Consider the following 25,204-nt stretch of genomic DNA (forward strand, 5'->3'; position numbering starts at 1 on the left):
GGCGGGGATCAGGCCGAGCTGCCGGCGCGGGTCCGGCGGTGCCGCCCGTACCAGGCGATGCCGATCGCCACCCCGACACCCACGCCGAGCGCGGCGGCGGCGACCGGGACGCCCGGCCGCTCCCGCAGCCGCCGACCCAGCGGGATCGGGTGCCGGAACTCCAGCACCGGCCAGGCGTTCTCCACCGCGAGCTTGCGTAGCTGACGGTCCGGGTTGACCACGCTCGGATGACCCACGCACTCCAACAACGGCCGATCCGTGTACGAGTCGGAGTAGGCGTACGAGTCGGCCAGGTCGTACCCGCGCACCTCGGCCAGCTCGCCGACCGCCTCGACCTTGCTCGGACCGGCCGCGTAGAACTCGACCTCGCCGCTGTACCGCCCGTCCACCACACCCATCCGGGTGGCGATCACGTCGGTGACCCCGAGCAGCGCACCGATCGGGCGGACCATCTCCTCGCCGGAGGCGGAGACCAGCACGACGTCCCGCCCGGCCGCCTGGTGCTCCTCGATGAGGGCGGCGGCCTCGGCGTACACGTAGGGGTTGATCAGCTCGTGCAGTGTCTCCGCGACGATCTGGCGGACCTGCTCCACCTGCCATCCCTTGCACAGGGTGGCGAGATAGTCCCTGGTTCTGGCCATGGTCTGCTCGTCGGTGCCGCCCAGCCGGAACATCAGCTGCGCGTACGCCGACTTGACCACGTCACGCCGGGTGATCAGCCCGTCCCGGTAGAACGGCCGACCGAACGCCAGGGCGCTCGACTTGGCGATGACGGTCTTGTCCAGATCGAAGAAAGCGGCACTTCGGCCCACGGCGCGAAAGTCTAGCCCGATGGTCTATCGTCGGCGGATGCCCGGGGGCCAAGGACCGTGCGGACCTGCGGGTCGGCCTCCCCGCTGCCTGCGAAGAGTGACTGCACTCACACTCTGCGAAAAGGAATCTGCGGGGAGTGGAGGCTACACCACTCGACGTACACAGGTCCGCTCAGGCAGACTTGTTGGCAGGACGAGTATTCACATCTCGTACAACCGGCAGACTCTCGGCGGTTGCACCCCCCGTAACCGCTGAGCGGGTTCGGCTCGACCCCCCCGGAGCCGAACCTCGACGACCCCCGTCTCCCCCCGACGGGGGTCGTCCCTTTCCCCTTCCGCCGCAGGCCCAGGTGAGAGCGTCTCTTTCGAGTCGGTCAGGCCGGAGGGCGGATGGAAAGTCAGCGGATCGTCAGCGAACGTCAGCCGGACCCGGTCGGCGTAGTCCTCGGGCGTGTGGGTGTACCGGTCCAGCGTCGTGGATGCCTTCTCGTGTCCCACTACGCGCCGCACCACGTTGACTGGCACCCCGTCCGTCACGAGCCACGTGATGTACGAGTGCCGAAGATCGTGGAACCGCAGCCCGCCGACCGCCGACGCCGCCGCCTGAGCCACGGCCGCCGCCTCCGTCGTGAACTCCGCCCGCCGCTCCCGGCCGTTGCGTTCCGGCCACGATGCGACCCACCGGCCCGGCGCGACCTCGGACACGCGGCCGAGCAGCCCGGCCCGCACCAGCGACGGCAGCCACACCCGCCGCCGGAAGTTCGACCGCCGTTGCGGCCCGCCGTCCCGGTCGGCGAAGACCAACGCCCGCCCGTCCGGCACCGCCGCGCCACGCCGCCGACGCAACTCGTCGACGAGGAACGGTGGCATCGGCACGGTCCGCACACCGGCCCGACTCTTCGGGTACGCCCGCAGCACGATCCCGCTGTGCGTCTCCACCGCCACCTGGGCGACATGCAGCAGCCCTCGGTCAAGGTCGACCGCCTCCCACGGCAGGCCGGCGCACTCGCCCCAGCGCAACCCCGCCTCGGCGGCGGCACCCACGATTGCCCGATGCCCAGCCGGGACAGCGGGCAACAGCCGGCGGAAGAACGCCTCTCGGCTGATCATGGTCGAACGAACCTCGACCGTCCGGTTGCGAGGCACCCGCACCCCTTCGCAGGGGTTCACCGCGATGACCCGCGCCCGGATTGCTGTCTGCATGATCATTGAGAGCATCCCGAGGTGCTTCGCCGTGGTCGACGGCGCCAGAGTGCGACCGAGGACGGTCACCCACTCCTGCACTGCCAGGTGATCGATGCGCGCCAACGGCCAGTCCGCCCACTGCGGCAGCAGATGTGCCCGCAGCATCGATTCCGTCCGCTCAGCCGTGCGCGCCTCCACCGACCGCCCTGCCAACCATCGGACCACGAACTCACCGAACCGCACCTTGCCCGCGTGTGGATCTACGTACGTGCCCTTGTTCAGAGCACCCTCGACGTCGGCGAGGTAGGCGTTCGCCTCCTTCTTCGTGCGGAAGGTCTTCGCCTTCTGCCGGTTCGCCGAGTCCCGCCAGTTCGCGCGGTACGTCCCAGCCGGCGTCTTGCTGACGAAGCCCACGGTCACCAGCCCCCGCGTGCCGCGTCGGTACCGGTTGCCGAAAGCTCGCCGGACGCACCATCCAGCCAGGCGTGGAAGCGGTTACGCGGCACCACCCAGCGCCGCCCCAGCCGCTCAGCGGGAATCTGCCCCGCCCGGACCAGGGCATAGGCGGTACTGACCGACAGGGAGAGCATCACGGCCACTTCCTTGACCGTGTACACAGCCCGCACCGGCCGTGATGGACCGTCGACGGGGGCGAGGTTGCCTACACGAGCCCCGGGCGGCCGGGACGAGAACGGCACGACGATGGACAAGACTTCCTCCTGAGGGATTCAGGCCGCGAGCGCGGTAGGTCGATCGGTTGCCGAAACAGCGGCGGTTGTTCGCTGCCGGGCGATGTCGAGGTCCGCCCGCCATCGGATGCGGGCCGAGATGGCGCGCAGGAGGCGGTGCTCCAGCGGCGGCACGTCGGGGTCTTCGGGTCGGGCGAGTTCGAACCGGTACCGGTTCGGCCCGTCTGCCTCGTCGGCCGCCGCCTGGTCGTGTTCTTCGGTGTCGGCCATGCCGCCCGCGAGGATTGCTCGGACCCAGGCCCGGTTGTCCGCGCGGTGGTCGGCGAGGGTTTTGCCGGACCATTGGCGGGAGACGAGGACGCGGCGGCCGGTGAAGCCGAGGGTGGAGCGTTGGTGGACTTTCCCGGTGCACCGTCCGGGGGTCAAGCCGGCCTTGACGCCGTCGGGCTGGACGCCGTAGAGCAGCCAGTTGGCACAGGTCGGCGAGCAGGGCAGCACGGACAGTTCGGCGTGGAGGCGGTCGAAGTGTGCCTTCTGCGCGTCGGTGCGCGGCTTGGCCTGGTCGGTCAGGTCTTTGGTGACGTACTTGGTCACGTACCGGATGGACCGCTCGGCGTCCTTGGTGCCCTGCTCGATGCCGCGTGCGTCGATGCGGCCGAGGCGGGCGACGTAGGCGGGCCGGCTGTCGCGCTCCTCCAGGGCGTCGAGCGCTTCACCCCACGTGGGCAGCGGCTCGCGGGTCTTCGGGTCGACGTACTGCTGTTGGTCGACGTCCCAGACCGGCGGCTTGTCCACCGGATAGGTCGGCTCGTTGAAGGGTGGCCACCACACCTGGTGGTAGGTGGCGGCGGCGATTTGCTTGAGCAGCCGTCGGGGGAGGGTGCCTCGGATGGCGAAGTGTGCGTGTGGGGCGAGGCGGCGTTGCAGTTCGACGGCTCCGGCGTATTGGACGTTCCAGCCTGCGGCCCGGCGGACGTTCTGCCACCACCGGTCCAGCACCCGCGCGAAGTGGATCGCATCGAGGGCAGCGCGCCGGTAGTCATACGTCGTCGGGTCGACCGGGGTGCCGAGAACGTCGTCATACGGCCCGTGTCGCTGGCCGCACTCGCACGGAGCGACGTAGGGACCGCGCCGAAGGTGAGAGTGCACCGGCCCATGGGAACCGAGCGTCAGGGTGACGAGCATCGACGGCCGGTGGGTCTTGCCGGTCTTGCCCGAGTAGGCCCGCCCGACCGTGCGCGGGTCGACGGGCAGCCGAGGCAGGTCGGGTGAGTCCTGCCGCCGCCTGGTCGACCGCTTCCGGCGTGGCCGGTCGTCGCGGTCTTTGGGGGTGAGGTGCCCGCGCAGGCTCGTTTCTCCGAGCGCTTCGTCCAGTTCGGCGATGACGGCGTCTATCTCGGCCAGGTGGGTGACCCGTTCGTCTGGGGTCATCGGCTGGTACTGCACCGCTTCCCGCTCGAACTCCAGATGCGTTCGCACCCGCACCAGCGCGAGCACGTCTTCCCCGGGCTCGTCGGGGCGTACGGCGGGTTCGTCGGCGAGGTGCCAACCTTCCCGGATCTGCTGGATCCGCAACCGCCTACCCCGCTCCGCACACGGCCCGCACTTCACGGCGAGGGTCGCCCCGCAGGGCACCTCCACGACCTCGGTCACGCCGGTGACGATGTCGGTGCGGCGCAGGGCGAGGGGGCGGACGCAGACGCCGTTCTGTTCGGCGAGTTGCTTGAGCGCTTCCTTGGCGAGCGGCTTGCGCAGTCGGTCGGCCCGTGACCCCGGCCGAGGCCGCTCCACGCTTGCAGCGTCGGTGGCCGGGGTTGCGTTGGGGATGAGTTCGAGTTGGCTCACTGGTCACCCTCCCCGGTAGGGGTGCCGTTGCGTGGGGTGAATGCTGCGGCAGGGACGGGTACCAGCCCGGGACGCCGCTCGATCGACGGCACCGGCCGCAGGACCGCCGGGCGAGGCTGGTCGCGATCGGTATCCCGGACGACGGTCGCGGCCTGGTCGTCGCCCACCCGCAGTGCGTCGCTTGCGGCCGTCCGGTCGTCGTGGGAGGGCACAGGCATCGAGTCGCTTTTGGTTGGCGCGTCAGCGCGGCTTTCGTAGCTCGGCTTGGTGACGGGCGCCGGGACGGGTGCGGTGGAGAAGACGAGTTTGGACAGGCCGAGGAACGCCAGCGCGGGGACGGCGGACAGGAGCCAGCCGGACAGACCCGGTTTGGCCACGGCGAGTTGCGCGGCCAGGGACAGTGAGACGGCGCAGACGAGCAGGAACATGGGGTAGCCGATCGGGCCGCCGGTGCGGCGGCGTTGCCGGATGGTCAGCAGCGCGGCCAGGGGCAGGAGTTCGGAGATGGCGGCGTTGGCCCAGCCGAACCAGTCCCCCGTCCCGGCGGGAGAGTTCGCCATCGTCCAGTCATGCACATGCGTGAACGACGCCGCCCCGGCGAGCCCGCCGACGACGAGGACGATGAGGACCAGGACCACGCCCTCTATCCGTTGCGCGTTGGTCTTCACGCCGCCGCCTTCCGCTCGTCGGTGCTGTCGGGGGTGTGGTCGAGGTGGCGGTAGGTGCGGCCGAGGGAGCGGATGTCGTCGTCGGTGAGGTAGGCGAAGCGGACCCGGACGGGTTCCCGGACACCGTCGAGCACGACGAACCCCACGCCCGGCTGTGTTTCGGGGATGCGGTCGCAGAGGGCGCCTCGGTCGCGGGCGGCGTCGCCGAGGACCATGTCCACCTGCTCCGGTTCGGTCAGCCTCAGGCCGATGCGGGTGGGAAACAGGTCCCGGAACGGCAGCACGTCCTTACGTGGGTCCTGCAACGCGGCGATGACGTGCACCCCGACCGCGCGGCCTTGGGAGAGCAGGAGGCCGAGGGATTCCTTGATCCGGTCCCGGACCTTCCGATCCGTGATGTACGCGGTCAACGCGGCCAGCTCATCGATGACCAGGACCAGCAACGGTTCCTCCACCGTCGGCACATGCTGGCGAGTGACACCCCGCAGCCGGGACGCGCGTAGCCGCATGCGTTTCACGGCCTCGTCCAGGACGCCGGCCATGCCGTCGGGGTCGTCGTAGGCGAACCGGGCGAACAGCGGCACCCCCGCCGCCAACTCCATGCCGCCCTTCGGGTCGAACGCCCACACCTCCACCAACCCCGACCGCACACCACCAGCCAGAGAGCGGATCAGCGACCACAACACCGACCCCTTGCCCGCACCAGTCGCCCCCGCAATGAGGACATGCGACCCGGCCAACCGCAGCCGATACGGCTGCCCGTCCTCCCGCACGCCGAGCGGCAGCCCGCCCAGGTCCGGCGTGTCCGCCACCGGCAGCGGCGCCACGACACCGGCGAGGGGGTCGCGGCGCATGAAGCGGACCACCACCCGGTCGGGACGGCCGGTGGAGCGGGCTTGCCCGGTGTGCTGCCGGAACGCATAGGCGAGACGTTCGGCCGCCTGGCCCCAGTCGTCAGGGATCTGGCCCGGCAGCATGCGGACGGTCAGTTCGTCGCCCCACCGGTCACAGCGCACCCGCAGCAGCCGGGGCACGTAACGGTCACCGCCGAACACGGTCGCCAGGCCGCAGGTAGCCATGACCGACGCCCAGCGAGGCCGATACACCACCAACGCCCGAACCCGAGCCACCAGCGGATACCAGCCGAACCGCAGCCACGACGCGGGATGCCACCGCCACCACCCGACACAACCGGCGGCAACCACGGTGACGACGGCGGCCAGGGCCAGGCCGCCGAACTCGGCCCGCACCCACAGCGCGAGCCCCGCAGGTAAGGTGAGCCACCAGTAGCGGACGGCCAGGACAGTGACGCGGAACATGCCCCGGGCCAGCCACCAGAACATCAGCAGCCAGCCCGGCACCCGCCACGCGGGAAGACGCACGTTCATCGGCGCTACCGGGATCTTGTCCCCCGGAATGACGTTGATCAGAGGCACGCGCCACCCCCACGACGGCCCCGGCCACGGCCGAGGGTGGTGATGCAGGGGCGGCAGGACATGCGCCGCAGGTCGAACCGGCGCGGCTTCACCCACCGGCAGCAGCGCGGGCAGCGGATGGCGTAGACCACGCCGGAAGCCGGTGGCAACCGCAGCATCGACCGGACCGCCGCCTCCACCTCCCGCAGCGCGTGCCGCAGGTCGGCCACGCGGGTACGGACCATCAGGAGTAGGGCCCCGACCAGCAGCGGCACGGCCGCGATCAGGGCAGGGTGAACTACGGTGGGCATCACGCCCTCCTTCATCTGACGAGGGATGGGAGAGCGCGGGACGGGCCGGGACTCTTGGCGGGGAAACGACCCGCCCCGCGCGACACACGGAACGATCAGGCAGCCGCCGAACCCGGCGCCGACGACGCCGGCCGCAACGCCGACGCCCGCAGCGAATACGCCATCCGCGACCGGCAGTCACCCGAAGAACGGCCCGGCTTGCACCGCTGCGAATCCACATACGGCGTCAGAGTCAGGCCCTCGAACTCCACGGCCGGTGGGTAACCCGGCACGGTGGACGGTGGCGGCACCGGCTGCTGTGCGGCGACCACCTTGACCTTGACCTCAGTAGAGCGGCCGAACTTGCCGGCCTCCGGGTCCAGGTCCATCACCCGCACCACCCACACCCGCTCCCCGGTTTCCTTGTCTCGCGCCTGGTTGTCCGCCTCACCACGCCGCTCAAAGTCGATCTGCGGCGAGACACCCAGGCACAGCGCACCGGCGGGGAAGACGTACTCGGACGGGACCGGCACCTTCAACGTCATCGGAACCAACGCACGACCTCCAGAGCCATGAAGCCAACTCAACCAGTTGACTTGTTAAGTTGCGTCAAAAGTAGGTGCGGTCAACTCGACTTGTCAAGTGATGTATCGAGCAGTGTCAGTCGAGTGGATAGACGTCTTCGAGATCGTGTCGACGGGCCGGCAGCACCAGGTCCACCGCCAACAGCGGCTTGCCGGAGCGGTCGCAGACGGACAGCAACACCGTCAGCACCGGATCGCCCTCGCTGACCTGCAAGAGCTTGGCCTCATCGGCGTCAGGGAGGCGCGCCGAGATCCGTTCGCTGACGTGGTCGAAGCGCACCCGTTTACGTGATGCGACATGCCGGAGCAGCCCTTCCGGAAGCACGTCGCTACCGCCGACGCCCGTACCGTCGGCCAGGTCGGCAGGAAGGAAGGCGGTACCGAGTTCCACCGGCCCGAGCCCGTCAACGGTGATCACTCGGCGTCGCGCGACGACTGACGTCCCGGGCTCGATCCCGAGCGCTACCGCCGCCCTGGGTGGAGCGGGCACCTCTCCGGCAGCCAGCAGGGTGGAGCCGGCTCGTTCGTCGTCCTCCAGGACTGCGAAGCGGCGTTCGCGCTGCCGCTGGTCGGCCCCACCGGGCCGGCCGAGGGAGAAGCGCCCCTTGCCTTGTCGACTTTCGATCCAGCCGTCCTGACGCAGCAGGTCCAGCGCCCTGACCACGACCGGCCTCGACGCGCGGAACTCCCGCACCAAATCGGTCTCGCTGGGCAGCATAGAGCCAGGCGGGTACGTGCCGTCCTCGATGCGTTGCTGCATCGCGTTGACGATCACGACGTACTTCGGCGGCGCAACTTCGATCGGCACCGGCTCACCCCAGACGACAACTCAGCTTGTCAACAGGCTATCTGCGCTGCTCAGATTCTGTCCAACGTCCGGCGTTGGCCATCGGACCCGGCTTCGGCGCGAAGCCGCTCTGCCAGTCCCGCAGCGCACTCTTCAAGCGGGCGTTCTCCGCACGTAGGCCCGCTTCCACGCCATCGCGGGCGGTCAGCTCGTTGACGACGGCGCGCAGGAAGCCGTACACCTGCTCCTCTGCCAGGCCCCGGCGTCCGAACCTGGTACGACGGAACCGAATCTGCTTTACCTGTTCCGGACAGAGCCGGGCCAAGCGCGAAGCAGCCCGGAAGACGCCAACCGAATGCATGGTCACCGCAACCTCCTTGGAGTTGAGACCGCCGTCGGTGCCTTTCGATTCGCCCCGCTCCGGCTGGCACGGCCTGGCGGGGTGGGTGGTGTGCGTCGGTTGACGGGAGCGGCATCCGGGGCGATCAGCTTCAAACCGGCGCGCTGCACGAAGATCTCTCGCCGGTCCACGGCGTTGCCGGCCCGGTCGAGCGCGTAGCCGAGGAGCCATACCCAGCCGTCGTACGTCGTCCAGTCATGGACCTTGATGACCCGGAAGATCAGCGACCGGCTGCCGCCGAACTGCACCGACGCCTCAACACCGACGTGCAGCACGTCGCCCGGCTTTGGGTCCATCACCGCCCGCCCTCACGCACACTGTGGATGGGCACCGAAGCAGGCGGGCTCTGGCCACGACCGACACCGCCGCCTGCCTGCACCTGCTCCGGTGCCCTGCTCAGGACGCAGCCGCTACGACAATCGCCGCCGATCGCGTCTGCCTACCGGTGCCGGCGCAGTCCGGGCAGCCTCGTCGTTGCAGCCGGCTCGGATCACTCGGCGCGCGAAGAGAACGCCGAGGACTGGCCATCTTCCAGCCCCGCCCCTCACAGCCCGAACAGGCCACGAGCAACGACGAGGCATGGCACGGTCCCCGGCGCGAGCGGCCCCCGTCCACGCACCGAAGGACCCGGACGCCGCTCCCAGCCGCGACCGCAGCGGACTCGGTACCGGCACGAGCGACCCGGTGCCCTGTCGGCCCGTGCACCTTCGCGGCCTGTACATGCACAATTGCGGTGGGTGAGACGTCCATGGTGGAGATAGAACACCCGGTGACGGAGACCGATCGAGGACCGAATCAGCACCTCTGGTGGACATCGAGCGGACACCATGAGGACCTGCGTTGAGTTCAGGACCTCCGACAGGCGAGCGTGGAGATAGCCCATCAGGAAGGCATCGACGATGGCCCGAGACCGCCGCGAACCCCGCACCGTGCTGGAGCACCTGATCCAGCAGAGCGACCGCACGTATGAGGAACTTGCCGACGAGTTCAGCCGCATGGACCCTCGCGCGGCGATCAGCGCCCGGCACCTCGGGCGTCTGGCACGCGGTGAACGGGACCTGGCCTCATCGACCCCCGCCACCCGGCGCGCGTTGCAGGCCATGTTCGGCACAACCGTCGACGAGTTGCAGCGTCCCTGGGCACCTCACCAGTTGACCCCTGCGCCGGGCCGACAGCTCATTGTCGAGCCATTCGGCGCCGGTCCGGAAAGGAACCTCCTCACCATGGCCGCACAACGCGCACGCCAGTACGCCATGCTCGCCGCCGAATCCACCTCACCGGCCGCCATCACCCAGCTCACCGAAGACGTGCAGCGCCTCGCCCTGGCCTACCCGCAACGCCCGGTCAGCCAGATCCTGCCGGACCTGGTCGAGACCCAGGACACCCTGTTCACCCTGCTCGAACGCCGCCAACAGCCGGCCCAGTCGCGGGACCTGCACTTCCTCGCCGGCATCACCAGCGGTCTACTCGCCAAGGTCTCCCACGACATGGCCGACCCGCACTCCGCGATGCTGCAAGCCCGTACCGCCGTCCTCTGCGCCGATCAGGCCGCGCACCCCGGCCTGCAAGCCTGGCTCCGTGGCCTGCAATCACTGGTCGCCTACTGGGCTGGCCGGTACGCCGAAGCCGTCCGCTACGCCGAGGCCGGACGCGAGTACGCCACCCAAGCCGGCGGCACCTCCGCCGTGTGGCTACCCGCCAGCGCCGCCCGCGCCTACGCCGCCCTCGGAAACGCCGAACACGCCAAGGCTGCCATCCACGAGGCCGAAGACGCATGGTCCCGGGTACGCCCCGACGAGATGGACGAGATGGGCGGCATCTGCACTTTCAACCAGCCCCGCACCCTCTACTACGCCAGCGACGCTCTCGCCTGGCTCCCCGACGAAGCCGCCACCACCGAGCGCTACGCCCTGCAAGCCGTCCAGGCGTACTCCGACCGCTACGACCCCGCATGGGCCTTCGGCGACCAGGCCGGCTCACACACCAACCTCGCCATCGCCCGCGTCGCAAGCGGCGAACTCGACGCCGCCGAAGACGCCCTCACCCCCGTGCTCGAACTCCCCGCCGACCAGCGCATCAACGGCATCGTGCACTCCGTCCGACGCGTCCACCAGGCCATCACCCGCGCCGGCCACGCCGACGCCGCCCGCGACCTCATCGACGGCATCGAACACTTCACCCACACCCCCGCCAACGCCCTACCTCGATAAGGCACCATCAGCCCATGTACCCGATCACCATCCCCGGCCGCGTCATCACCCTCCGCGAACTGCGACCCGATGACGCGGCCGACGCCTTGGCGATCATCGGCGACGACCGCGTCACCCACTGGCTCTCCTTCGACAGCCGCGACCACACCGCCGCCGCCGCCATGATCGAAGGCGCAGTAACCCGGGCACAGATCACCCCACGCACCGAGTACTACCTAGCCGTAGCCGACACCGAAGACCGCATGATCGGCTTCGCGCGCCTTGGACTCACCGGCCACCAGGCCGCCAAACTCGGCTACGCCATCGTCGCCGACCACTGGGGCCACGGTTACGCCACCGACGCCGCCCACACCATCTGCAACTACGGCTTCCGGGAGCTGAAGCTCCACCGCATCACCGCAGCCATCGGCCCCGACAACGCCGCCTCGATCGCCGTCATCAAGCGACTCGGCATGCAGTTTGAAGGTCGACTCCGCGACCACGTTTACACCAACGGTGCCTGGCGCGACTCCCTGCTCTACTCGATTCTCGCTCCGGAGTGGACCGACGACCGAGATTGACCGGCACGTCAGCACCGCTCCCACACGCGAACCTGTTGAGATCAAGCCACCGGTACGATCGTCGCCATGCGCGACGCCGACACGCCGCCGCAGGAACCCGCCGACCGCTCCCACAACTCAGCGCTTACACCACGCGCGCGAGCAGCCCTTATCCGAGCCGCCGCAGCCGAGGTGTACGAACGCGTGCAGGAGTGGCGGAACTCGCCCGGCTGGCAGGACACCCCCAGCAACGCTCACCGGCATCAAGCAACCGTGAGCGCGATCGTCAGGCTGAACGTGCTATCCGAGCCGGTGACAGCCGACGACCTGGCGAGAGTCCTTGAAGCTGTTCGCCCAGTCCTCCTCGAGTGGCGGCCGAGCCGGCCAGGCCCCGAACAGCAGATTTTCATCGCGGTGGAGCGACTCCGACGATCCTGTCGCCACTAACCGGGTGCAGTGAGGAGCTTCTGCAGACGAAAAGCAACCCGCTTCGTAGCCTGCGTGACGTCGGCCTGAGACGGGACTAAACGGCAGCCAACGATAGAATCTCCGGGTCTGGCCGGGTGAGTAAGTCAATGCCGTTCGGATCGGCACCCGGCGCAGCCAGGAGATGCTGCTCCTCCTCTGTCGCATAGGTGACGGTAAACGGGCGGGCCAGGAGCCAGGCTGGGCGGCGCTACCAGCGTGGCAAGGCTATCGGACAGGGAGGCCGCGCTAGCCAAGAACCAGCGATGCTAGCGCGAATCGAGAGCGTCAGCTACGGTGGGTGGCCCTGCGGCTACCCTAAGGCAGTGTGATGGCTGGCTTCTCTGAGAAATCGCATCGGCAGTGGAATGCGAGATGGATTAATCGGATCGGGCGCGAAATTGCCGAGGTGTCTCATCCTGGCTCGCGCAGCAACTTATCACGAATCTTGCCAATGGCGGCTGGGGCCGCGATTGTCCTGGTGGTTGCCCTAATTGTATTACTTTGGATTGTCGTTGCGATTCTCTCAGGGTTCAAGGCACCGGACCCGCAGGCGGTCTCCCGCCTGTTGACTGCAGCTATTAGCATGACCGCACTGATCGGCGCTTCTCTCGGAGCTGTCTATGCATTCCGAAAGCAACTACTCGCCGAGCGGGAAGAGGTCCGAGCGGAGCAGCAAGTCTACTCGGAAAGATTCGTAAAGGCCGCTGAGCTACTCGCGCATGAAAGGCCATCAGCGCGGTTGGCAGGCCTTCACTCGCTTACGAGCCTTGCTGACGACTGGCCTCAGGGCCGTCAATCGTGCGCCTTGGCGATAGCCTCCTATCTGCGCCTGCCGCCGCCCGACGATGTAGGTGAACGAGAGGTGAGGCGTACCGCTTGGAGGTCTGTACGCGATCGATTGAAAGACCCCTCCGCGCCTAACTCCTGGCATCGCGAGGAGCTGGATTTCTCCGGTGGAACCTACCAATTTGTTGACTTGGACGACGTGATGCTGGTTGACACTCGGATCCTCTTCAGGGATTGCACGTTCCAGGGTGGCGAGTTCAGCCTCAGGAATGTCAGCTTGATAGATGGCCAGCTAGATTTTACTGGGTCGTCCTTTGATAAAATGAAAGTCTATATGGTTGGGATGAAGCTCGACGGCGACTCAGAAGTCTACTTGGATGAAACCAGGATTGCGGGCTCGGACTTTTATCCAGTTGCCGTGAAATTCGCAAGCAGAACATCGCTTCTTGTGAGGAACGCGGAGATTCACGACTCCAACTTCAAATTCGATGCCGACGATTTGGTGTCTTATGTATTTCAAGCGAAAGAATCGGTCATTGCCGGCGAGATTGACTTCTCAAGATCCATGCTTCAGAACGTATCGATCCCTATGCACGCCTACACGTTAGTGGCGGGACGACTCGTCTTTGCCGAGGTGGTGACCGACAACGTCCAAATCTATGCTCCTGGGAAGATGAGAGACCATGTATACGTCAACCTAGATGTCAAGGCCATGGGGCCAACAGTGATTAGGGTCGGTCCTGGAGAGATCAGCGGAGGGAATTTACGCATACGGCCTGGAAAGGGAGCGCCGGCCGTGCTCGATGTTGACTTTATCAACTACCGGATATTGGGGGGTGAAGTAATGGTGCAGGCGATTCAAAACGTCTGGAAAAGCTTTAGATTCGACCACGTTGGCGACATCTCTGGCACACTAAACTTCAATCTCCCATTCCCTGAGGGTGTGGAGGTTGATATCGACGTGGAGCCCGACGATATAAAGAATGTACGGCAGAGGCGCTTGCTTCGGCAGGCGAGGCTAGATGCTGAACAATCAGATGGTGGCGACAGTGCGCCCCTTTAATCCGGTCCGGCATCGAATGTAGAATGACGGCGATTCGCGCCTCTTCAGTGGCATAAGCCGCGAGGAGTGGGGCGTAGCGAGAAATTCTATCGAATTCCCAGCAGGCGTTGTTCCATATCGGTCACGAGGCCCAGTCGAAGTCTGTAGCACCGTGACAGCGATTCGCCGGACTGAGCAAGCGAGATGTCTCAGGTTCGCAAGAGCGTGCACGCAAGGTGCCGAGTGCACGTGCGCGAGTGAACCTCACTGCCGAAACGTTCTCATTAGAATCAAGGCGGCCCGCAAGCGGGCCGCGCCGGCCTGGCCCGGCGTGCTGGCGACCTTCGGCCGGCATCGGCCAGGCCGGCGCGGCCACGCTTGGGATTCGCAGGATCGGAAGACCTCGGGGCTCCGCCCCGAGCCCCGGCCCTCCTCAGAGATCAGCCGGGGGCGGATCACCTCATCGGGCACCACAAGGGCTACCAGCCTCCCCGGACGGGGCCAAGGTCGTTCGTCCGGTAGGGCGCTCCACCTTGTCCCCGTCCGGGGAGGCTGGACGGTCTACGACTGCCCGACGAGGAGATCCGCTGAGCTATACAGCCCTACGCACTCTTTTTCCGCCTCCGAGCGCCACCGCGAACGCGCAGCTGTACGCCAGATTCCGTCAGAACCCGATGTACGAACCCGTACGAGCGGCCAGTCGCGGCAGCAATAGCGCGGATACTGTGGCCAGATGTGTAGAGCATGACCATCTCTTTTGCCGCTGTCCGCCGTTCGTTGCCCATGAGAGGAGCTTGCGATTGCGGCAGCACCTTGGTCTGTGTCTGTCGCTGCACCGACTTGCCGGCATCGCGTATGCTCTGCAACTCCTTTTTAACAATGGCAGTCGACTTTCGCTGACGAGTCCAAGGCAGAATGGACTTATTAGAGGCAGGCTTCCCCCGAGCTTGCCGCATTGGCCTGTCGTCAACTAGCAGAGCGCTAGCAGATTCGGACGGCATACTTTCCGCCGCCATCACGCCTTGGGTAATCCATCGACGAACTAGGTCGCTGACGGACACGTTTAGTAGGTCCGCTACGCGCCTTAGGCGTGCATCAAGGTCTGCCGGAAGTCGCACGGACCGCCCCACCATGACGGCAAGATCTTCCTCCGTCGGCTCGTTCAGCCTCGCATTAGAGACGAAGGAGCCGGTACCAACGAGGTGAGGGAACCCGCGAGTCATCGCACGGTCCAACAGCTCTTCTCTCGTCATGCCGTCGAACTCATTCTCCTGCGCCATTACCACTCACCTCCAAAAAGTACTTCTCCTCAAACGGCTCTGCGCGGCGGGCTCCGTCAACTCTCATGTTGACGACAGGCTCTTGGTTGTCTGGGTCGAAGTCACCGGCCGGTTGGCGCGTGACGAATACGGTCAGAACCGCTCCTGCCCCTGCCCTACCTACGACCTGAAAAACCCCGCGAACGAGCTCCAGAATCCACCATGAGCCTCCCCGGAGTACCTGCATGACCTCGTATGGCTCTATCGAGTTCATCAGTGTGCGGTCGAGCGCCCCGGGCTCCCAGGTGTAGGAAGTGGGATGGCTCGGATCCCAGGAGAGGTGTGGCACGTACACCATGATACACGCGCGTATTACAAGATCCAGATGATCTTGCACGAAGCCGCCCGACCGGTCCAGCCCTCTCGGCCACCGTGCCCGTTGCGTGCCCGTTGGCGCGGGAACCGAGGGTCAACGGCGGTCGGTTCTCGGGTGTAGTTGCGGCGTGACGGCAGAGGTCAAGCCAGGCCATTGCCGAGCAGAGGCCGGCCGAGACCACACTTCCTACACCGTGTGGCTGTGCAGCCATCCGTACAGCCAAGCCGGCTGACGGATGCCGGTGACGAGCGGCGGTGCCGACGAGGCGAGCGGGGTCGGCCGCCCTCATCGATGCCAGCCGACGTCATGCCTGATCTTTGCAGGACTGGGGCGCAGGGCGCTCGCGGACTGCCCTGCGGGCGGCCTGCGGCCGTCCTCGGGCGCCCGCAGCGCGTCATCCGAAAGTCAGCAGATCGTCAGCGAACGCCGTACCGCGTAGCCCGACTCGATCATGCTCGATGGCACGACCGATGCGTCTGACCACGCGGCACGGCATTCGATCACACTCGTTGCTACGTCAGGCCACTTTCCCCCCGACGGGGGTCGTCCCTTTCCCCTTCCGCCGCAGGCCCAGGTAGAGCCTCTCTCCCGAATCGGCCAGCCCTGCGGCACCGCCGGATGCCGCCGATCGCGCTCACGCGTTGCTGGCCTCGCCGGGCCGGTCCCCGCAGGAGATCGCCGGCACGGTGTCCAGGGCGGAGGCCCTGGTCGCGGAGGTCCGTCGGGCCACCGACCGGTTGCGGGAGGACCGTCCGGGCTAGCCGATCACCGCGCGGCCGGGCGTACGGACCGGCTCGAAACAGGCCAGGGCCCAGCCGCGTCGGTCGGTGACCACCCAGGGGTGCCCGACGTACGTGTGCTGCCGGTACGACGTGTTCGGTTGCAGGACTCGGTACTGCCTGCGGTTGCCGTGGTGGTCCAGCCAGTGCACGGTCACCGTGCGGTTGGTGGAGTTGACGAACTCGATGCTGGTCTCGGGGCCGCCGTTGACCGAGCGCAGCCATCGTTCGTGCCCGCCGGGCAGCGGGGCGAGGCGCTGCGGTTGCGGCTCGGGCGGCCGGGTGGTCGGTGCTGGGCTCGCCGGGCGGCTGGGTGCGGACGTCGGCCGGCTGCTCGGCGTACCCGGGGTGCGGGGTGGGTCGGTCCGTGGGGCCGATGTCGACGGCGACCGGGTCGGTGCGGACGCCGTGGTGGGCGGCAGCGGGCGGGTGGAGGAGACTCCGCCGACGGAGGACGAGGCCGACGGGGTGGCCGTGCCGTCCGAGGCGGGGCGCTGCGAGGTGCTGGCCGGCGCGGGCGGCGGTGCTACCCAGCCGGTGGGTCTCTCCGGAGCGGCGGTCGGCGGTGCGTCCGGCGTGGGCCAGAACAGGGTGAGCATCAGGCCCAGTACGCCGGTGGCGACCCCGGCCAGCAGGAGCCGGTGGCTCACCCGGCCAGTGCCGTGGTGTGCCGGCTCGGCGGGGCCGACGACGGGTGCGGACGCGACGGTCGGCGGTGTCCACGGATCGCCGTCGCGGGTGACCGGTGCGGCCGGCAGGGCGAGCCGTGTCGGGTGCGCGGGCAACTCCGGTCGGCTGGGTGGCGCGGGGTGGGAACGCGGGTCGAACAGCCAGGGGCCGACCCGGAGTCTCGGCTCGACACGGGGATGCTCGTGATCTGGCGACTGCTTCATGACCTCGATCCAGCGAGGGATGCCGTTCCGCCGACGGCGCAGACCGTCGATTATGCGCGCTCTCCATGTCGTCCCGCTATGGCCGATCGAAGGCGATTTGAACGCGATGTTCGATCGCCCATGTAGCAGATCAACTTCGATCGCGGGCGTTGTCCACAGGGGACCTAGTTATCCACAGGCGGGTCGCGCGGGGCGGCGCCGGAGGTGGTGCGGCGGAAGGGTTCGGCACAGCGAACCCCTGCCGACCGTTGGAGGCCACGATGCCCGCCCGTACCTCCGTCCCGCCGCACCCGCCTCCGCCCCTGGTCGTGACCGGGGACGGTGACCTGCTCGACGACCTGCTGCGGCTCGCCGCCGCCGGAGGTGTCGAGGTGGAGGTCGCCGCCGACCCGGCGGCCGCCCGGACCCGCTGGCGGTCCGCCCCGCTGGTGATCATCGGCAGCGATCAGGCGCAGCCCTGCCTGCGGGCCCGGTTGCCCCGGCGTGCACGGTTGGTCCTGGTGGGCCGCGACGGTGACGTCGAGTCGAGCTGGCAGGTCGCGGACCTGCTCGGCGTGGAGCACGTCGCGGTGTTGCCGGCCGCCGAGCCGTGGCTGGTCGACCGCTTCGCCGAGAGTGGTGTCGGGGATGTGCCGGGCGGCCGGGTGGTCGCCGTCCTGGGCGGCCGGGGCGGGGCCGGGGCCAGCATCCTGGCCGGTGGGCTCGCGGTCACCGCCGCCCGTACCCGGCTGCGAACCCTGCTGCTCGACGCCGATCCGCTCGGTGGCGGCCTCGACCTGGTGCTGGGCTGGGAGCAGTTGGAGGGCCTCCGGTGGCCGGCGCTGACCGGGACGGACGGCCGGGTGGACGCCCCCGCTCTGGTGCGGGCGCTGCCCAGCCGGGGCGATCTGGTGGTCCTCTCCTGGGATCGCGGTGACCTGGTCGCGGTGCCGGCCGAGGCGATGGCGGCCACGCTGGACGCGGCCCGACGCGGCCGGGACTTCGTCGTGGTCGACCTGCCCCGGTATCTCGACGACGCGGCGGTCACCGCGCTCCAGGCCGCCGACCGGGTCTTCGTGGTCGTGCCTGCGGAGCTGCGGGCGACCGCTGCGGCGGCGCGGGTGGTGGCGATGGCGGGTCCGCACTGCCACGACCTGTCAGTCGTCGTGCGCGGTCCGGCCCCCGGCCGGTTGCGGGCGGCGGAGCTGGCCAAGGCACTCGGGCTGCCGCTCGCCGGCAGCCTGCGGCCGGAGCCGGGCCTGTGCCGTGGCCTGGAGCGGGGCGAGGCGCCGGCGGCCACCGGGCGCGGCCCGCTGGCCGACCTCTGCCAGCGGATCGTCACCGACCTGACCGGCCGGAGCGCCCCGGCGGGTGCGGCGTGAGCGGGGAGAGCCTCGCCGCCCGGGTACGCCAACGGATCGCCGCCGCCACCACGCCGGTCACGCCGGCCGCGATCGTCTCCGCGGTACGCGCCGAACCCGACGCCGCCGTGCTCGGGGACACCGCCCTGCTGCGGATGGCCGACCGGGTACGCGACGACCTGGTGGGCGCCGGGCCACTCGCCCCGCTGCTCGCCGACCCGGAGGTGACAGACGTGCTGTACGTCGAACGTCGGTCAGCGCCAGGTTCCGGTTATTAGCCGTTGACGAGCCGGCGGTTGATGCGCCGGACGGCTGCGGCGGTCTCTGGGTCGAGTCCTGCCCGTATGGGGATGACGTTCTCGCCTCGCCCGATCTCGCGGGGCCGCGCGGTCTCCCGAGCATCGGCGGCCTGGGCGAGGCGGTGCAGGTGGAGCCCCAGTGCGCCGAGCAGTCCGGTGGCGAGACACAGCACGATCAGTTCGGGGGTGACGTGGTCGATGTGTTGTGAGTAGATGCCGAGGATCAGTACGAGCAGGACGGTGGTGAAGGCGGCGGCTGCGGCGCCGAGGCGGCACATGAGGCCTCCGATCGTGGTGATGGCGGCGATCGGAGGCTTGCGCCACTGGGTGGGTCTTGCGGTGTCGCCCCCGATGGTCCGACTCGCGGGACAGGCGTCGGAGCTTGATGTGCAGGTCCCGCGAGAGCGTGTGCTCACCCTACGGATTGTGCGGTGCGTAGGTGCTACAGGCGTACGAATAGGGCTTCGCCTTGGATGACATTTGGGAGCGCTACCAGCACGTGGTGTGATCACGCCGATCAATCCTGTGGTTGCCCATCGACAACCATCGACCACATACGGGCGATGTGCCCGATAGGTGATGAGATAGGTAACCCTAAGTCAAGCTCCGACGCCTGTCCGCTATCTGCGGATCGTGACTTGCTGGGCGCGTCGGACAGTCTCGGCAGGCAACTCCCATGATCGACGATCATGGGACCGACTACCGCACCCGGAGCCGCACCCGGTCCGAGGGGTAAACCCCCCTCACCCGCCCCCCGGTGGTCACGACCTGCACCGGCACGCCGTCAGGGATGTCCAGCTCGGCCCGCTCGCCCGGCGTCGGCATCCTACTGTCGATCATGCTTCCCCGGGGAACTGAGACGACCTCCCGTTCAGCCTGCCCCCGTACCCGGGTACCACGCCCTGACGCCACGTCCACCAGACCCTCCGCCCGCAGCAGGCCCACCGCCCGGCGGACCGTACCGCGGCCCACCTCGTACTCCTGGGCGAGCCGGGTCTCCGAGGGCAGCAGCGACCCTGGCGCATACTCCCCGGCGGCGATGCGGGCGCGCAGCTCGGCGGCGAGCTGGAGGTGCCTCGGCACGCCGGAGTGCAGGTCGATCACGCCCCGGACGGTAGGGACGAGCAGTACGGACGTTCGGTGGGCGCAACGTTCGAACGTTCGACTTGGTTCACTCCGGCGGGTTGGCCGCCACGAACGATCCCTTTCCCTGGTGTGTCTCGATCCAGCCCGTGGCGTCGAGTTGCCACAGCGCCCGCTTGATCGGGGTATCTGACGCTGCGTACCGCTCGCGCAGGTCGGCGATGGACGGCAACTTGTCGCCGGGCTTGAGCGTCCCGGCTCGGATCGATGCGGTGAGGTCGTCGATGACCTGCTGGTACACAGGCGTGCGGGGCATGGTGAGGCCACCTCTCGTCAGCCTGATCAGCCTCGCACCCGCCGTAGCGCACTGTGGGTTCAGTGTTGACTCTGGGTACTTAGGGTCCTACTTTCACCCTTGAGGGCCTCTCGTCAGCAGCGGTGGTCCGGGCCGCGACGAAGGGGTGGTCCCCCGTTCCACCCCTTCGTCGCCGGCACCCATCCCTCCTACTGCTGGGGAGGCGCACCTGATGGACGATCCGTACCCGCCCGCGAGTCCGGTCCCCGATGGCGACCGCGAGCTGCGTCCTTGGCCTCGTGAGCCTCTGCCGCGCCGTCACCTGGCCGCCGGCTGGCTGGTCGCGGGCATCGTGCTGCTGGTGATGGTGGCGGGCATCGCGGGCTGGCTGTCGTGAGCCGCCTGGATGAGCCGGCTGACGAGGCGTCGCTGGTGGTGGCGGCTCAGCGGAGCGTCAGGGCGCATGCGGCTGGTCGGCGCTGCCATCTGGGGTGTCCGGGTGGGGGCTGCGGTCAGCATGCGTGGGCGCGGACGGTGGTGGATGAGGATGGTGCGCCGAGGGTGTGAGACGACGGTGCGCCCCACCGGCCGGTCTGGCTGGTGGGGCGCAGTCGTGTGCGGGGTCAGCGTGCCTGGCGGTGCTTCTGCCGCATCCGGTCCCAGATCCGGCGGCCGATCCGCCACCGCTTCCCGGTGCTCTTGCACCACCAGCAGCGGCGCGAATGCCTCGGGTTGCTCTCCGACCGGTGCACGCCCTGGCCCTTGCAGCACCAGCAGTCCACCAGCGGGTACAGAGCCAGGCTGGCGGCGTAGATCACGACGAGGATCAGGGCGATAGCGGTAGCGGTAGCGGTCAACGTGCCTCTCACAGCGTCTCCAGGGGCCGTTTCCGAGGTTCCAAGGGCGGGTGGGTCTATGAGCAATTTCGCTGCTCAGAAGCCCTAGGGCGGGGGCTAGCACTAGCCCTAGCGGGGGCTATCAGTCGTCGACCTCAGCGAGGTCTGTCGAGGCGATCGTCTCGGCGGTTTTCTCGGCGATGCGGGCCTCCAGCGCGACCAGTTTCACGCCCGCCCGGGTGGCCCGCTTCGTCGAGCTGGAGTCGATACGGCGGTTGATGCTCTCCGTCTTCACCCCGGCCCGCGCCATCCACGCGCCGAACACCTCGACGGTCAGATCTCCGTACGCGTCCCGGTCGAGCTGCTGGAGGCGCGGCACGATCAGCTCCGACCAGATGGCTTCCTCGCCCTCGAACCACACCTGCCGGACGTCGGCGAGCAGGTTCCGCAGCGCGATGCGCGGCACCTCGACGGGCTTCTCGCCGCGGCGCATCTCCAGCGCCCGCTGCACCACCTGGGCGGCGGCGACGTTGTCGACGTAGCTGGACCTGCGGGGACGGATCGGCCCGTCACCGGCGTGGTAGCCCCATCCGGAGTCCTTCGGGCCGGTGGAGTCGCCGGGCTCGAACTCGGTCGGCCTCGCACCGGCCGCGTACGCGCCGGTGCCGAGGACCAGGTTCACCTCGACGTGCGAGGTGACAGCCAGGCAGGTCCGCAGGGCGATGTTGCTGCTGATGCCCTTCGGCACGGACTCCTTGTCGATGCGCTGCGAGGCGAGGATCAGGTGGATGCCGAGGGCCCGGCCACGCTTCACGATGCTCGTGAGCAGGAACTTTGCCCGCTTGCCGAACTTCGGATCGGTGATCAGTTCCTGGATCTCGTCGAAGAACGCGACCAGCGGGCGCAGCTTCGGGTCGTGCTCGGCCATCCGCCGGTTGACCTTGTTGACGGTGTTGAAGCCCTGCGCCGCGTACCTGCGGACCAGCGGGGCACGCTCGTCGCATTCGGTCAGCAGCCACTCCAGGGCGGCCATCGCCGCACCCTTGGTGCCTTCGTCGGCACCGGACCCGAACAGGCCGTCGGGGCACAGCGGCTCGAAGCAGTCGACGTCACCCGAGCCCTTGAGGTCGAACGTCAGCGGCACGACCAGCGGGTCCAGGATCGCGGCGAGCATGACCACACGGGCGGCGAGGGTCTTCCCCGATCCGGGGATGCCACCGAACAGGGAGTTCTTCTCAGCCAGGGAGTAGTAGACAGGCCGCATCCGCTCGTCGTGGCCGTACACGAACTTGTCGGTGAAGTAGTCGAACGTGCCGTCTTCCAGCATCGGCCACGGCGGGGCCTTCATGCTGCTCACCGGCTTGCGGGCGATCCAGATGGACAGCACGCCGGGGTGTTCGCCGGGCACGGTGGCCGGCCACACCTGCGTCTTGGGTAGGCGGAACCCGGACGACAGGCGCTCCCGCTCGTCGATGATGTCGGTGGCGAGCACGCCCGGCGGCAGTAGTACGCGGGCCTCGTGGCCGGGGCCGTCCAGGGCGATGTCGTACAGGAACTTGATGTCCTTCGGGTCCTTGATGCCCTTGACGTTGCAGGCCAGGATCGCCTGCCGGGTGAGGGACGCGGTGAGGCGGATGAACCGGTCGGCGGTGAACACCCGGTCGACGATCGGCGAGTCGATTGGCCGGCCGATGTGCGCCAGGATCGGCACCAGTACGGCAGCGGCCAACGCCTGCCCCCACCACGGCGCGGCGAGCACCAGCAGGCCGGCCAACACGATGAGCAGCAGGACGCCGGGGATGGCCATCCAGAGGCGGCCACCGACGCGCCGGTCACGCTGCCGGGACAGGGCGAGGTAGTCGGGCACGTTGTGGCGGCTGGCCGCGTCCTGGCGGATACCGAAGCTCTCCAGGTCGAACGTCCAGTGGATGGCGCGGCCAGTCAACCTGATGGCCCCCCAGGGGGCGTAGACGCTGGCCTTGGCCAGGTACTTCGGTGACCGGGTGACGTGGTAGGTGAGGGTGTAGCCGGCGAAGGTGAGAGCCCACTGCGCCATCGCGTGACGGCCCGCCTTGGAGCGTAGGGACGCAGGCACGATGGGCTTGCGGGGGCCGCTGTAGCGGTTGCTGATGTCCGCGAATGTGGCGGCGGTGCGGGGCGGGTCGACGGGCCGGCCGGTGTCGTGGCCGGTCTCGACAGCGACTTGTTCGCCGCGTGGCTCGTAGAACTCCGGTTCGCCCTGCCGGGGGGCGGGGACGACCGGCTCCAGGGCGTCGTGCTCGACCTGGGTCATGGTCAGCTCTCCTGGGTGTGGTTGTGGCCGTTGACGGCGGTGGCGGGCTGCTTCCAGTGGCGGCGGACGGTGCGCTCCCCGAGGCCGAGGAACTTGGCCACCTCCTCCTGGGTCATGGTCGGGTTCTTGGCTCGGGCGGCGGCCACCTTCTGCTCGTTCGTGGCCGGTGGCTTGGCCGGTTTCGTACCGGCCGTCTTGCGGCCATCGGTGGCCGGTTCGGTGGCCGGTCGGCGCGGCGCGGGGGCGGCCACGACGGTGACGTTGATGGCCGGTCGGCGGCGACCGATGCGGGACGCGACCCGGCTGGCGGATGGCCGCAGTCGTGGCCGGTCGACCACCGGCATGTCGGCGGCCACGGTCAGGTCGGCGAGGTGCCGGGTGACGGCCTGCTCGACCATCTCGGCGGTGGTCGGGGCGGTCGCCTCCACCAGCGCGGTCAGGTCGTCGGGGCCCTCCACCGTCGCGGCGGGCCGCAGGTCAACGCCGGTGGGGCCGGGTGCGGTCAGGTCCAGGTCGGCGAGCCGGGGTGCACCCTCCCACGGCTTGGCCCGGGTGACGTAGCTGTCGAACAGGGCGATGAGCCAGGCGGTGCCGGCGGCGCCGAGCGGACCCACCGAGTGGGCGAGTGCACCGCCGAACGCGTCCAGGCCGGTGCCGACCCACCCGCCGGCCATGTTGAGGGCGATGCTCGTGCCCAGCGCGGTCCACTCGGCGACCGTGGCCCGGCCGTCGGTGTCGCCACCGGAGGACCGGAGGATGGCCCGGCCGATGATGATGGCCGCCACGACAGTCAGCAGGGCGGGCTCGACCGTCCACGCCGCCCACCAGCCGGGTGCGCCGCCTTCGAGGCCGAGGAGCTTGACGACACCCGCCTGCACTCCGGCCGTCGACCACGCGCCGAACGCCAGCAGCACGGGCAGGCCGATGTACAGGGTGGCCTGCCGCACCCGGGCGATCCGGAGCGCCCGCATCTCGGCACTGCGCTGAATGTCGGTGCGGATGCGGGCGCGGGCGCCGGCCCGGGTGGCGTGCCGGTACAGCTCGGCGAGCGCGGTCTGCTCGACCTCGTCCCGGTCGCGTTCGCGGCGGGCCCGGCGGCGGGTGGTGGTGAGCTCTTCGACCTCGGCGAGGGCGTCGCGGTGCTCGGCGTCGAGCTTGCGGCGCTCCCGCAGGTCGCGGCGCTGAACGGTGATGACGGCCCGCTCCTCGGCGAGCTGGGCCTCCAGTTCGGCGGCGGTCAGGTTCTGGGTCATCGGACGTTGGCCTCCTGCTTCGGCATGAGGTCGGCGAGGGTGGGGGTGGTGCTGGTCGCGGTGACGGCCGGCCGGTCGGCGGGCAGCAGGACGGGCCGCATCGCCCACCACCGCCGCCCGGCCCGGACGCCCCGGACGGTGGCCCGCCACAGGCGCGGGGCCGCCCACTTCCCGGCGACGATGAGGGCGAGGGCGAGCATCTGGAGCGTCCACAGCAGCCACCGGGCGAGGCTGGCCAGCAGGCGCAGGGCGAGCGCGGCGAGGAACGTGCCGGTGCCGCCCTTGCAGCCGCAGGTGCCGGAGATGGTGCACATCAGGCCGACAGCTCCCGCCGTGCCGGTGCGGGCGTGCGGCGCTGGGTCGGCACGCTGGCCGGCTGCTCGGTGCGGCCCTCGGCGGCGGCAATGGTCAGCAGCGACCCACCGGCGGCGAGGACGGGGATGACGAGCCCGGCGAGGACCAGGCGCACGTCGGTGGGGCCGGGCGGCAGGGCGATGGCGGTCTGCCAGACGGCGATGACGGCGGTGGTGCCGGCGGTGGTGCCGGCGAGCAGGCCCTTCACGCGGCACCGCCGATCTGCGTCGAGACGCACATGCCGGCGGCACCGACCTGGTGGCCAGTGCAGGGCTGGGTCGTGTGGTTGGCGTAGAACGCCATCGCGGCGAGGCAAGCGGCCACCAGGACGGTGCGCTTGACCAGACGGTCGATCATCATGGACATGGCTCGGGGACTCCTCCCGGTCAAGGCCCCCGGCCGGCGACGCAACCGCCAGCCGGGG

At 69.0% G+C, this 25,204-nt stretch carries 29 protein-coding genes and 1 pseudogene; 7 read left to right on the plus strand and 23 right to left on the minus strand.

The features are described from left to right. Positions 1-8: 8 nt before the first annotated feature. The 11 genes from ABZ738_RS05250 to ABZ738_RS05300 form a co-directional block, all read right to left on the minus strand. Positions 9-812, minus strand: a complete 804-nt coding sequence (locus ABZ738_RS05250) for an HAD-IB family hydrolase (RefSeq protein WP_176092357.1) — start codon at positions 810-812, stop codon at positions 9-11. Positions 813-1,013: 201 nt separating this feature from the next. Then, positions 1,014-2,417 carry a tyrosine-type recombinase/integrase gene (locus tag ABZ738_RS05255; protein WP_357211151.1) on the minus strand — a complete coding sequence of 468 codons (1,404 nt, stop codon included), beginning with the start codon at positions 2,415-2,417 and terminating at the stop codon, positions 1,014-1,016. Next, complete coding sequence (locus tag ABZ738_RS05260) at positions 2,414-2,707, minus strand: helix-turn-helix domain-containing protein (RefSeq protein WP_357211154.1); 294 nt, start codon at positions 2,705-2,707, stop codon at positions 2,414-2,416. The genes ABZ738_RS05255 and ABZ738_RS05260 overlap by 4 nt, the downstream gene beginning before the upstream one ends. A gap of 18 nt (positions 2,708-2,725) precedes the next feature. Further along, positions 2,726-4,477, minus strand: a complete 1,752-nt coding sequence (locus tag ABZ738_RS05265) for a replication initiator (protein ID WP_357211157.1) — start codon at positions 4,475-4,477, stop codon at positions 2,726-2,728. Between the two features lie 50 nt (positions 4,478-4,527). Next, positions 4,528-5,199 carry a DUF2637 domain-containing protein gene (locus tag ABZ738_RS05270; protein ID WP_357211160.1) on the minus strand — a complete coding sequence of 224 codons (672 nt, stop codon included), beginning with the start codon at positions 5,197-5,199 and terminating at the stop codon, positions 4,528-4,530. Continuing rightward, complete coding sequence (locus tag ABZ738_RS05275; protein ID WP_357211163.1) at positions 5,196-6,635, minus strand: FtsK/SpoIIIE domain-containing protein; 1,440 nt, start codon at positions 6,633-6,635, stop codon at positions 5,196-5,198. Before ABZ738_RS05275 ends, ABZ738_RS05270 begins: the two co-directional genes overlap by 4 nt. Beyond that, a complete protein-coding gene (locus tag ABZ738_RS05280) occupies positions 6,626-6,925 on the minus strand; it encodes a hypothetical protein (RefSeq protein WP_357211165.1) in 300 nt (99 codons plus the stop codon). Before ABZ738_RS05280 ends, ABZ738_RS05275 begins: the two co-directional genes overlap by 10 nt. A gap of 95 nt (positions 6,926-7,020) precedes the next feature. Beyond that, entirely contained in the window at positions 7,021-7,449 is a 429-nt protein-coding gene (locus tag ABZ738_RS05285) for a hypothetical protein (protein ID WP_357211168.1), read from the minus strand. A 115-nt stretch (positions 7,450-7,564) separates the two neighbouring features. Further along, positions 7,565-8,296 (minus strand): GntR family transcriptional regulator, encoded by a 732-nt coding sequence (locus ABZ738_RS05290; protein WP_357211171.1) that lies wholly within the window; start codon positions 8,294-8,296, stop codon positions 7,565-7,567. Between the two features lie 37 nt (positions 8,297-8,333). Then, the gene (locus tag ABZ738_RS05295) at positions 8,334-8,636 is read right to left on the minus strand and encodes a DivIVA domain-containing protein (RefSeq protein ID WP_357211765.1); all 303 of its coding nucleotides are present in this window, start codon (positions 8,634-8,636) and stop codon (positions 8,334-8,336) included. A gap of 2 nt (positions 8,637-8,638) precedes the next feature. Then, positions 8,639-8,971, minus strand: a complete 333-nt coding sequence (locus ABZ738_RS05300) for a hypothetical protein (protein WP_357211173.1) — start codon at positions 8,969-8,971, stop codon at positions 8,639-8,641. A gap of 603 nt (positions 8,972-9,574) precedes the next feature. On the opposite strand from ABZ738_RS05300, the gene ABZ738_RS05305 reads away from it, so the two are divergent. The 4 genes from ABZ738_RS05305 (at position 9,575) to ABZ738_RS05320 (ending at position 13,741) form a co-directional block, all read left to right on the plus strand. Continuing rightward, complete coding sequence (locus ABZ738_RS05305) at positions 9,575-10,885, plus strand: hypothetical protein (RefSeq protein WP_357211175.1); 1,311 nt, start codon at positions 9,575-9,577, stop codon at positions 10,883-10,885. Positions 10,886-10,899: 14 nt separating this feature from the next. Beyond that, positions 10,900-11,445, plus strand: a complete 546-nt coding sequence (locus ABZ738_RS05310) for a GNAT family protein (protein WP_357211178.1) — start codon at positions 10,900-10,902, stop codon at positions 11,443-11,445. 66 nt (positions 11,446-11,511) lie between these two features. Then, positions 11,512-11,871 carry a hypothetical protein gene (locus ABZ738_RS05315; protein WP_357211181.1) on the plus strand — a complete coding sequence of 120 codons (360 nt, stop codon included), beginning with the start codon at positions 11,512-11,514 and terminating at the stop codon, positions 11,869-11,871. A 346-nt stretch (positions 11,872-12,217) separates the two neighbouring features. Then, positions 12,218-13,741, plus strand: coding sequence for a hypothetical protein (locus ABZ738_RS05320; RefSeq protein ID WP_357211183.1), 1,524 nt, complete (start codon positions 12,218-12,220; stop codon positions 13,739-13,741). 581 nt (positions 13,742-14,322) lie between these two features. On the opposite strand, the gene ABZ738_RS05325 is transcribed toward ABZ738_RS05320, so the two are convergent. The 3 genes from ABZ738_RS05325 to ABZ738_RS05335 form a co-directional block, all read right to left on the minus strand. Beyond that, complete coding sequence (locus ABZ738_RS05325) at positions 14,323-14,505, minus strand: helix-turn-helix domain-containing protein (protein ID WP_357211767.1); 183 nt, start codon at positions 14,503-14,505, stop codon at positions 14,323-14,325. Between the two features lie 478 nt (positions 14,506-14,983). After that, entirely contained in the window at positions 14,984-15,328 is a 345-nt protein-coding gene (locus ABZ738_RS05330; RefSeq protein ID WP_357211186.1) for a hypothetical protein, read from the minus strand. 784 nt (positions 15,329-16,112) lie between these two features. Next, on the minus strand, positions 16,113-17,027 hold the full coding sequence (locus tag ABZ738_RS05335) for a hypothetical protein (protein ID WP_176092369.1): 915 nt from the start codon (positions 17,025-17,027) through the stop codon (positions 16,113-16,115). A gap of 260 nt (positions 17,028-17,287) precedes the next feature. Here ABZ738_RS05335 and ssd point away from each other — a divergent pair, with 260 nt between their 5' ends. Both ssd and ABZ738_RS05345 read left to right on the plus strand, forming a co-directional pair. Next, entirely contained in the window at positions 17,288-18,388 is a 1,101-nt protein-coding gene (gene ssd, locus ABZ738_RS05340; RefSeq protein ID WP_357211189.1) for a septum site-determining protein Ssd, read from the plus strand. Next, positions 18,385-18,606, plus strand: a pseudogene (locus ABZ738_RS05345) (pilus assembly protein CpaF); the annotation flags it as partial. The gene ssd and the pseudogene ABZ738_RS05345, both read left to right, overlap by 4 nt. A gap of 35 nt (positions 18,607-18,641) precedes the next feature. Here the strand turns inward: ABZ738_RS05345 and ABZ738_RS05350 are convergent. The 3 genes from ABZ738_RS05350 to ABZ738_RS05360 all read right to left on the minus strand — a co-directional run bounded on the left by ABZ738_RS05350 (position 18,642) and on the right by ABZ738_RS05360 (position 20,065). Next, positions 18,642-18,944 (minus strand): hypothetical protein, encoded by a 303-nt coding sequence (locus tag ABZ738_RS05350; RefSeq protein ID WP_357211192.1) that lies wholly within the window; start codon positions 18,942-18,944, stop codon positions 18,642-18,644. A 421-nt stretch (positions 18,945-19,365) separates the two neighbouring features. Beyond that, complete coding sequence (locus ABZ738_RS05355; protein ID WP_357211194.1) at positions 19,366-19,770, minus strand: winged helix-turn-helix domain-containing protein; 405 nt, start codon at positions 19,768-19,770, stop codon at positions 19,366-19,368. Positions 19,771-19,837: 67 nt separating this feature from the next. Beyond that, positions 19,838-20,065, minus strand: a complete 228-nt coding sequence (locus ABZ738_RS05360; RefSeq protein WP_357211197.1) for a winged helix-turn-helix domain-containing protein — start codon at positions 20,063-20,065, stop codon at positions 19,838-19,840. Between the two features lie 211 nt (positions 20,066-20,276). On the opposite strand from ABZ738_RS05360, the gene ABZ738_RS05365 reads away from it, so the two are divergent. Further along, entirely contained in the window at positions 20,277-20,441 is a 165-nt protein-coding gene (locus ABZ738_RS05365) for a hypothetical protein (RefSeq protein WP_357211199.1), read from the plus strand. Positions 20,442-20,667: 226 nt separating this feature from the next. Here the strand turns inward: ABZ738_RS05365 and ABZ738_RS05370 are convergent, their stop codons facing one another. From ABZ738_RS05370 to ABZ738_RS05395, 6 genes are all read right to left on the minus strand, one after another. After that, positions 20,668-20,901, minus strand: a complete 234-nt coding sequence (locus ABZ738_RS05370) for a hypothetical protein (RefSeq protein ID WP_357211202.1) — start codon at positions 20,899-20,901, stop codon at positions 20,668-20,670. A gap of 121 nt (positions 20,902-21,022) precedes the next feature. Further along, on the minus strand, positions 21,023-23,173 hold the full coding sequence (locus ABZ738_RS05375) for an FtsK/SpoIIIE domain-containing protein (RefSeq protein WP_357211204.1): 2,151 nt from the start codon (positions 23,171-23,173) through the stop codon (positions 21,023-21,025). Between the two features lie 2 nt (positions 23,174-23,175). Continuing rightward, positions 23,176-24,426 carry a hypothetical protein gene (locus ABZ738_RS05380; protein ID WP_357211207.1) on the minus strand — a complete coding sequence of 417 codons (1,251 nt, stop codon included), beginning with the start codon at positions 24,424-24,426 and terminating at the stop codon, positions 23,176-23,178. Then, the gene (locus ABZ738_RS05385; protein ID WP_357211210.1) at positions 24,423-24,740 is read right to left on the minus strand and encodes a hypothetical protein; all 318 of its coding nucleotides are present in this window, start codon (positions 24,738-24,740) and stop codon (positions 24,423-24,425) included. Before ABZ738_RS05385 ends, ABZ738_RS05380 begins: the two co-directional genes overlap by 4 nt. Further along, a complete protein-coding gene (locus tag ABZ738_RS05390) occupies positions 24,740-24,988 on the minus strand; it encodes a hypothetical protein (RefSeq protein WP_357211212.1) in 249 nt (82 codons plus the stop codon). The genes ABZ738_RS05385 and ABZ738_RS05390 overlap by 1 nt, the downstream gene beginning before the upstream one ends. Further along, positions 24,985-25,146, minus strand: coding sequence for a hypothetical protein (locus ABZ738_RS05395; RefSeq protein ID WP_357211215.1), 162 nt, complete (start codon positions 25,144-25,146; stop codon positions 24,985-24,987). The genes ABZ738_RS05390 and ABZ738_RS05395 overlap by 4 nt, the downstream gene beginning before the upstream one ends. Positions 25,147-25,204: the final 58 nt, after the last annotated feature.

The organism is Micromonospora sp. NPDC047793, from assembly GCF_040642635.1.
In the GTDB taxonomy this organism is placed as follows: Bacteria; Actinomycetota; Actinomycetes; order Mycobacteriales; family Micromonosporaceae; genus Micromonospora.

What these genes read in the sequence shown, in the direction of transcription:
- ABZ738_RS05280 (WP_357211165.1), bottom strand. Translation starts at nt 6,925, where the DNA reads ATGCCCACCGTAGTTCACCCTGCCCTGATCGCGGCCGTGCCGCTGCTG.
- ABZ738_RS05365 (WP_357211199.1), top strand. Translation starts at nt 20,277, where the DNA reads ATGGACGATCCGTACCCGCCCGCGAGTCCGGTCCCCGATGGCGACCGC.
- ssd (WP_357211189.1), top strand. Translation starts at nt 17,288, where the DNA reads ATGCCCGCCCGTACCTCCGTCCCGCCGCACCCGCCTCCGCCCCTGGTC.
- ABZ738_RS05360 (WP_357211197.1), bottom strand. Translation starts at nt 20,065, where the DNA reads ATGCCCCGCACGCCTGTGTACCAGCAGGTCATCGACGACCTCACCGCA.
- ABZ738_RS05285 (WP_357211168.1), bottom strand. Translation starts at nt 7,449, where the DNA reads ATGACGTTGAAGGTGCCGGTCCCGTCCGAGTACGTCTTCCCCGCCGGT.
- ABZ738_RS05350 (WP_357211192.1), bottom strand. Translation starts at nt 18,944, where the DNA reads ATGTGCCGCCTCGGCGCCGCAGCCGCCGCCTTCACCACCGTCCTGCTC.
- ABZ738_RS05335 (WP_176092369.1), bottom strand. Translation starts at nt 17,027, where the DNA reads ATGAAGCAGTCGCCAGATCACGAGCATCCCCGTGTCGAGCCGAGACTC.
- ABZ738_RS05315 (WP_357211181.1), top strand. Translation starts at nt 11,512, where the DNA reads ATGCGCGACGCCGACACGCCGCCGCAGGAACCCGCCGACCGCTCCCAC.
- ABZ738_RS05395 (WP_357211215.1), bottom strand. Translation starts at nt 25,146, where the DNA reads ATGTCCATGATGATCGACCGTCTGGTCAAGCGCACCGTCCTGGTGGCC.
- ABZ738_RS05380 (WP_357211207.1), bottom strand. Translation starts at nt 24,426, where the DNA reads ATGACCCAGAACCTGACCGCCGCCGAACTGGAGGCCCAGCTCGCCGAG.
- ABZ738_RS05310 (WP_357211178.1), top strand. Translation starts at nt 10,900, where the DNA reads ATGTACCCGATCACCATCCCCGGCCGCGTCATCACCCTCCGCGAACTG.
- ABZ738_RS05305 (WP_357211175.1), top strand. Translation starts at nt 9,575, where the DNA reads ATGGCCCGAGACCGCCGCGAACCCCGCACCGTGCTGGAGCACCTGATC.
- ABZ738_RS05385 (WP_357211210.1), bottom strand. Translation starts at nt 24,740, where the DNA reads ATGTGCACCATCTCCGGCACCTGCGGCTGCAAGGGCGGCACCGGCACG.
- ABZ738_RS05325 (WP_357211767.1), bottom strand. Translation starts at nt 14,505, where the DNA reads ATGGGCAACGAACGGCGGACAGCGGCAAAAGAGATGGTCATGCTCTAC.
- ABZ738_RS05300 (WP_357211173.1), bottom strand. Translation starts at nt 8,971, where the DNA reads ATGGACCCAAAGCCGGGCGACGTGCTGCACGTCGGTGTTGAGGCGTCG.
- ABZ738_RS05295 (WP_357211765.1), bottom strand. Translation starts at nt 8,636, where the DNA reads ATGCATTCGGTTGGCGTCTTCCGGGCTGCTTCGCGCTTGGCCCGGCTC.
- ABZ738_RS05375 (WP_357211204.1), bottom strand. Translation starts at nt 23,173, where the DNA reads ATGACCCAGGTCGAGCACGACGCCCTGGAGCCGGTCGTCCCCGCCCCC.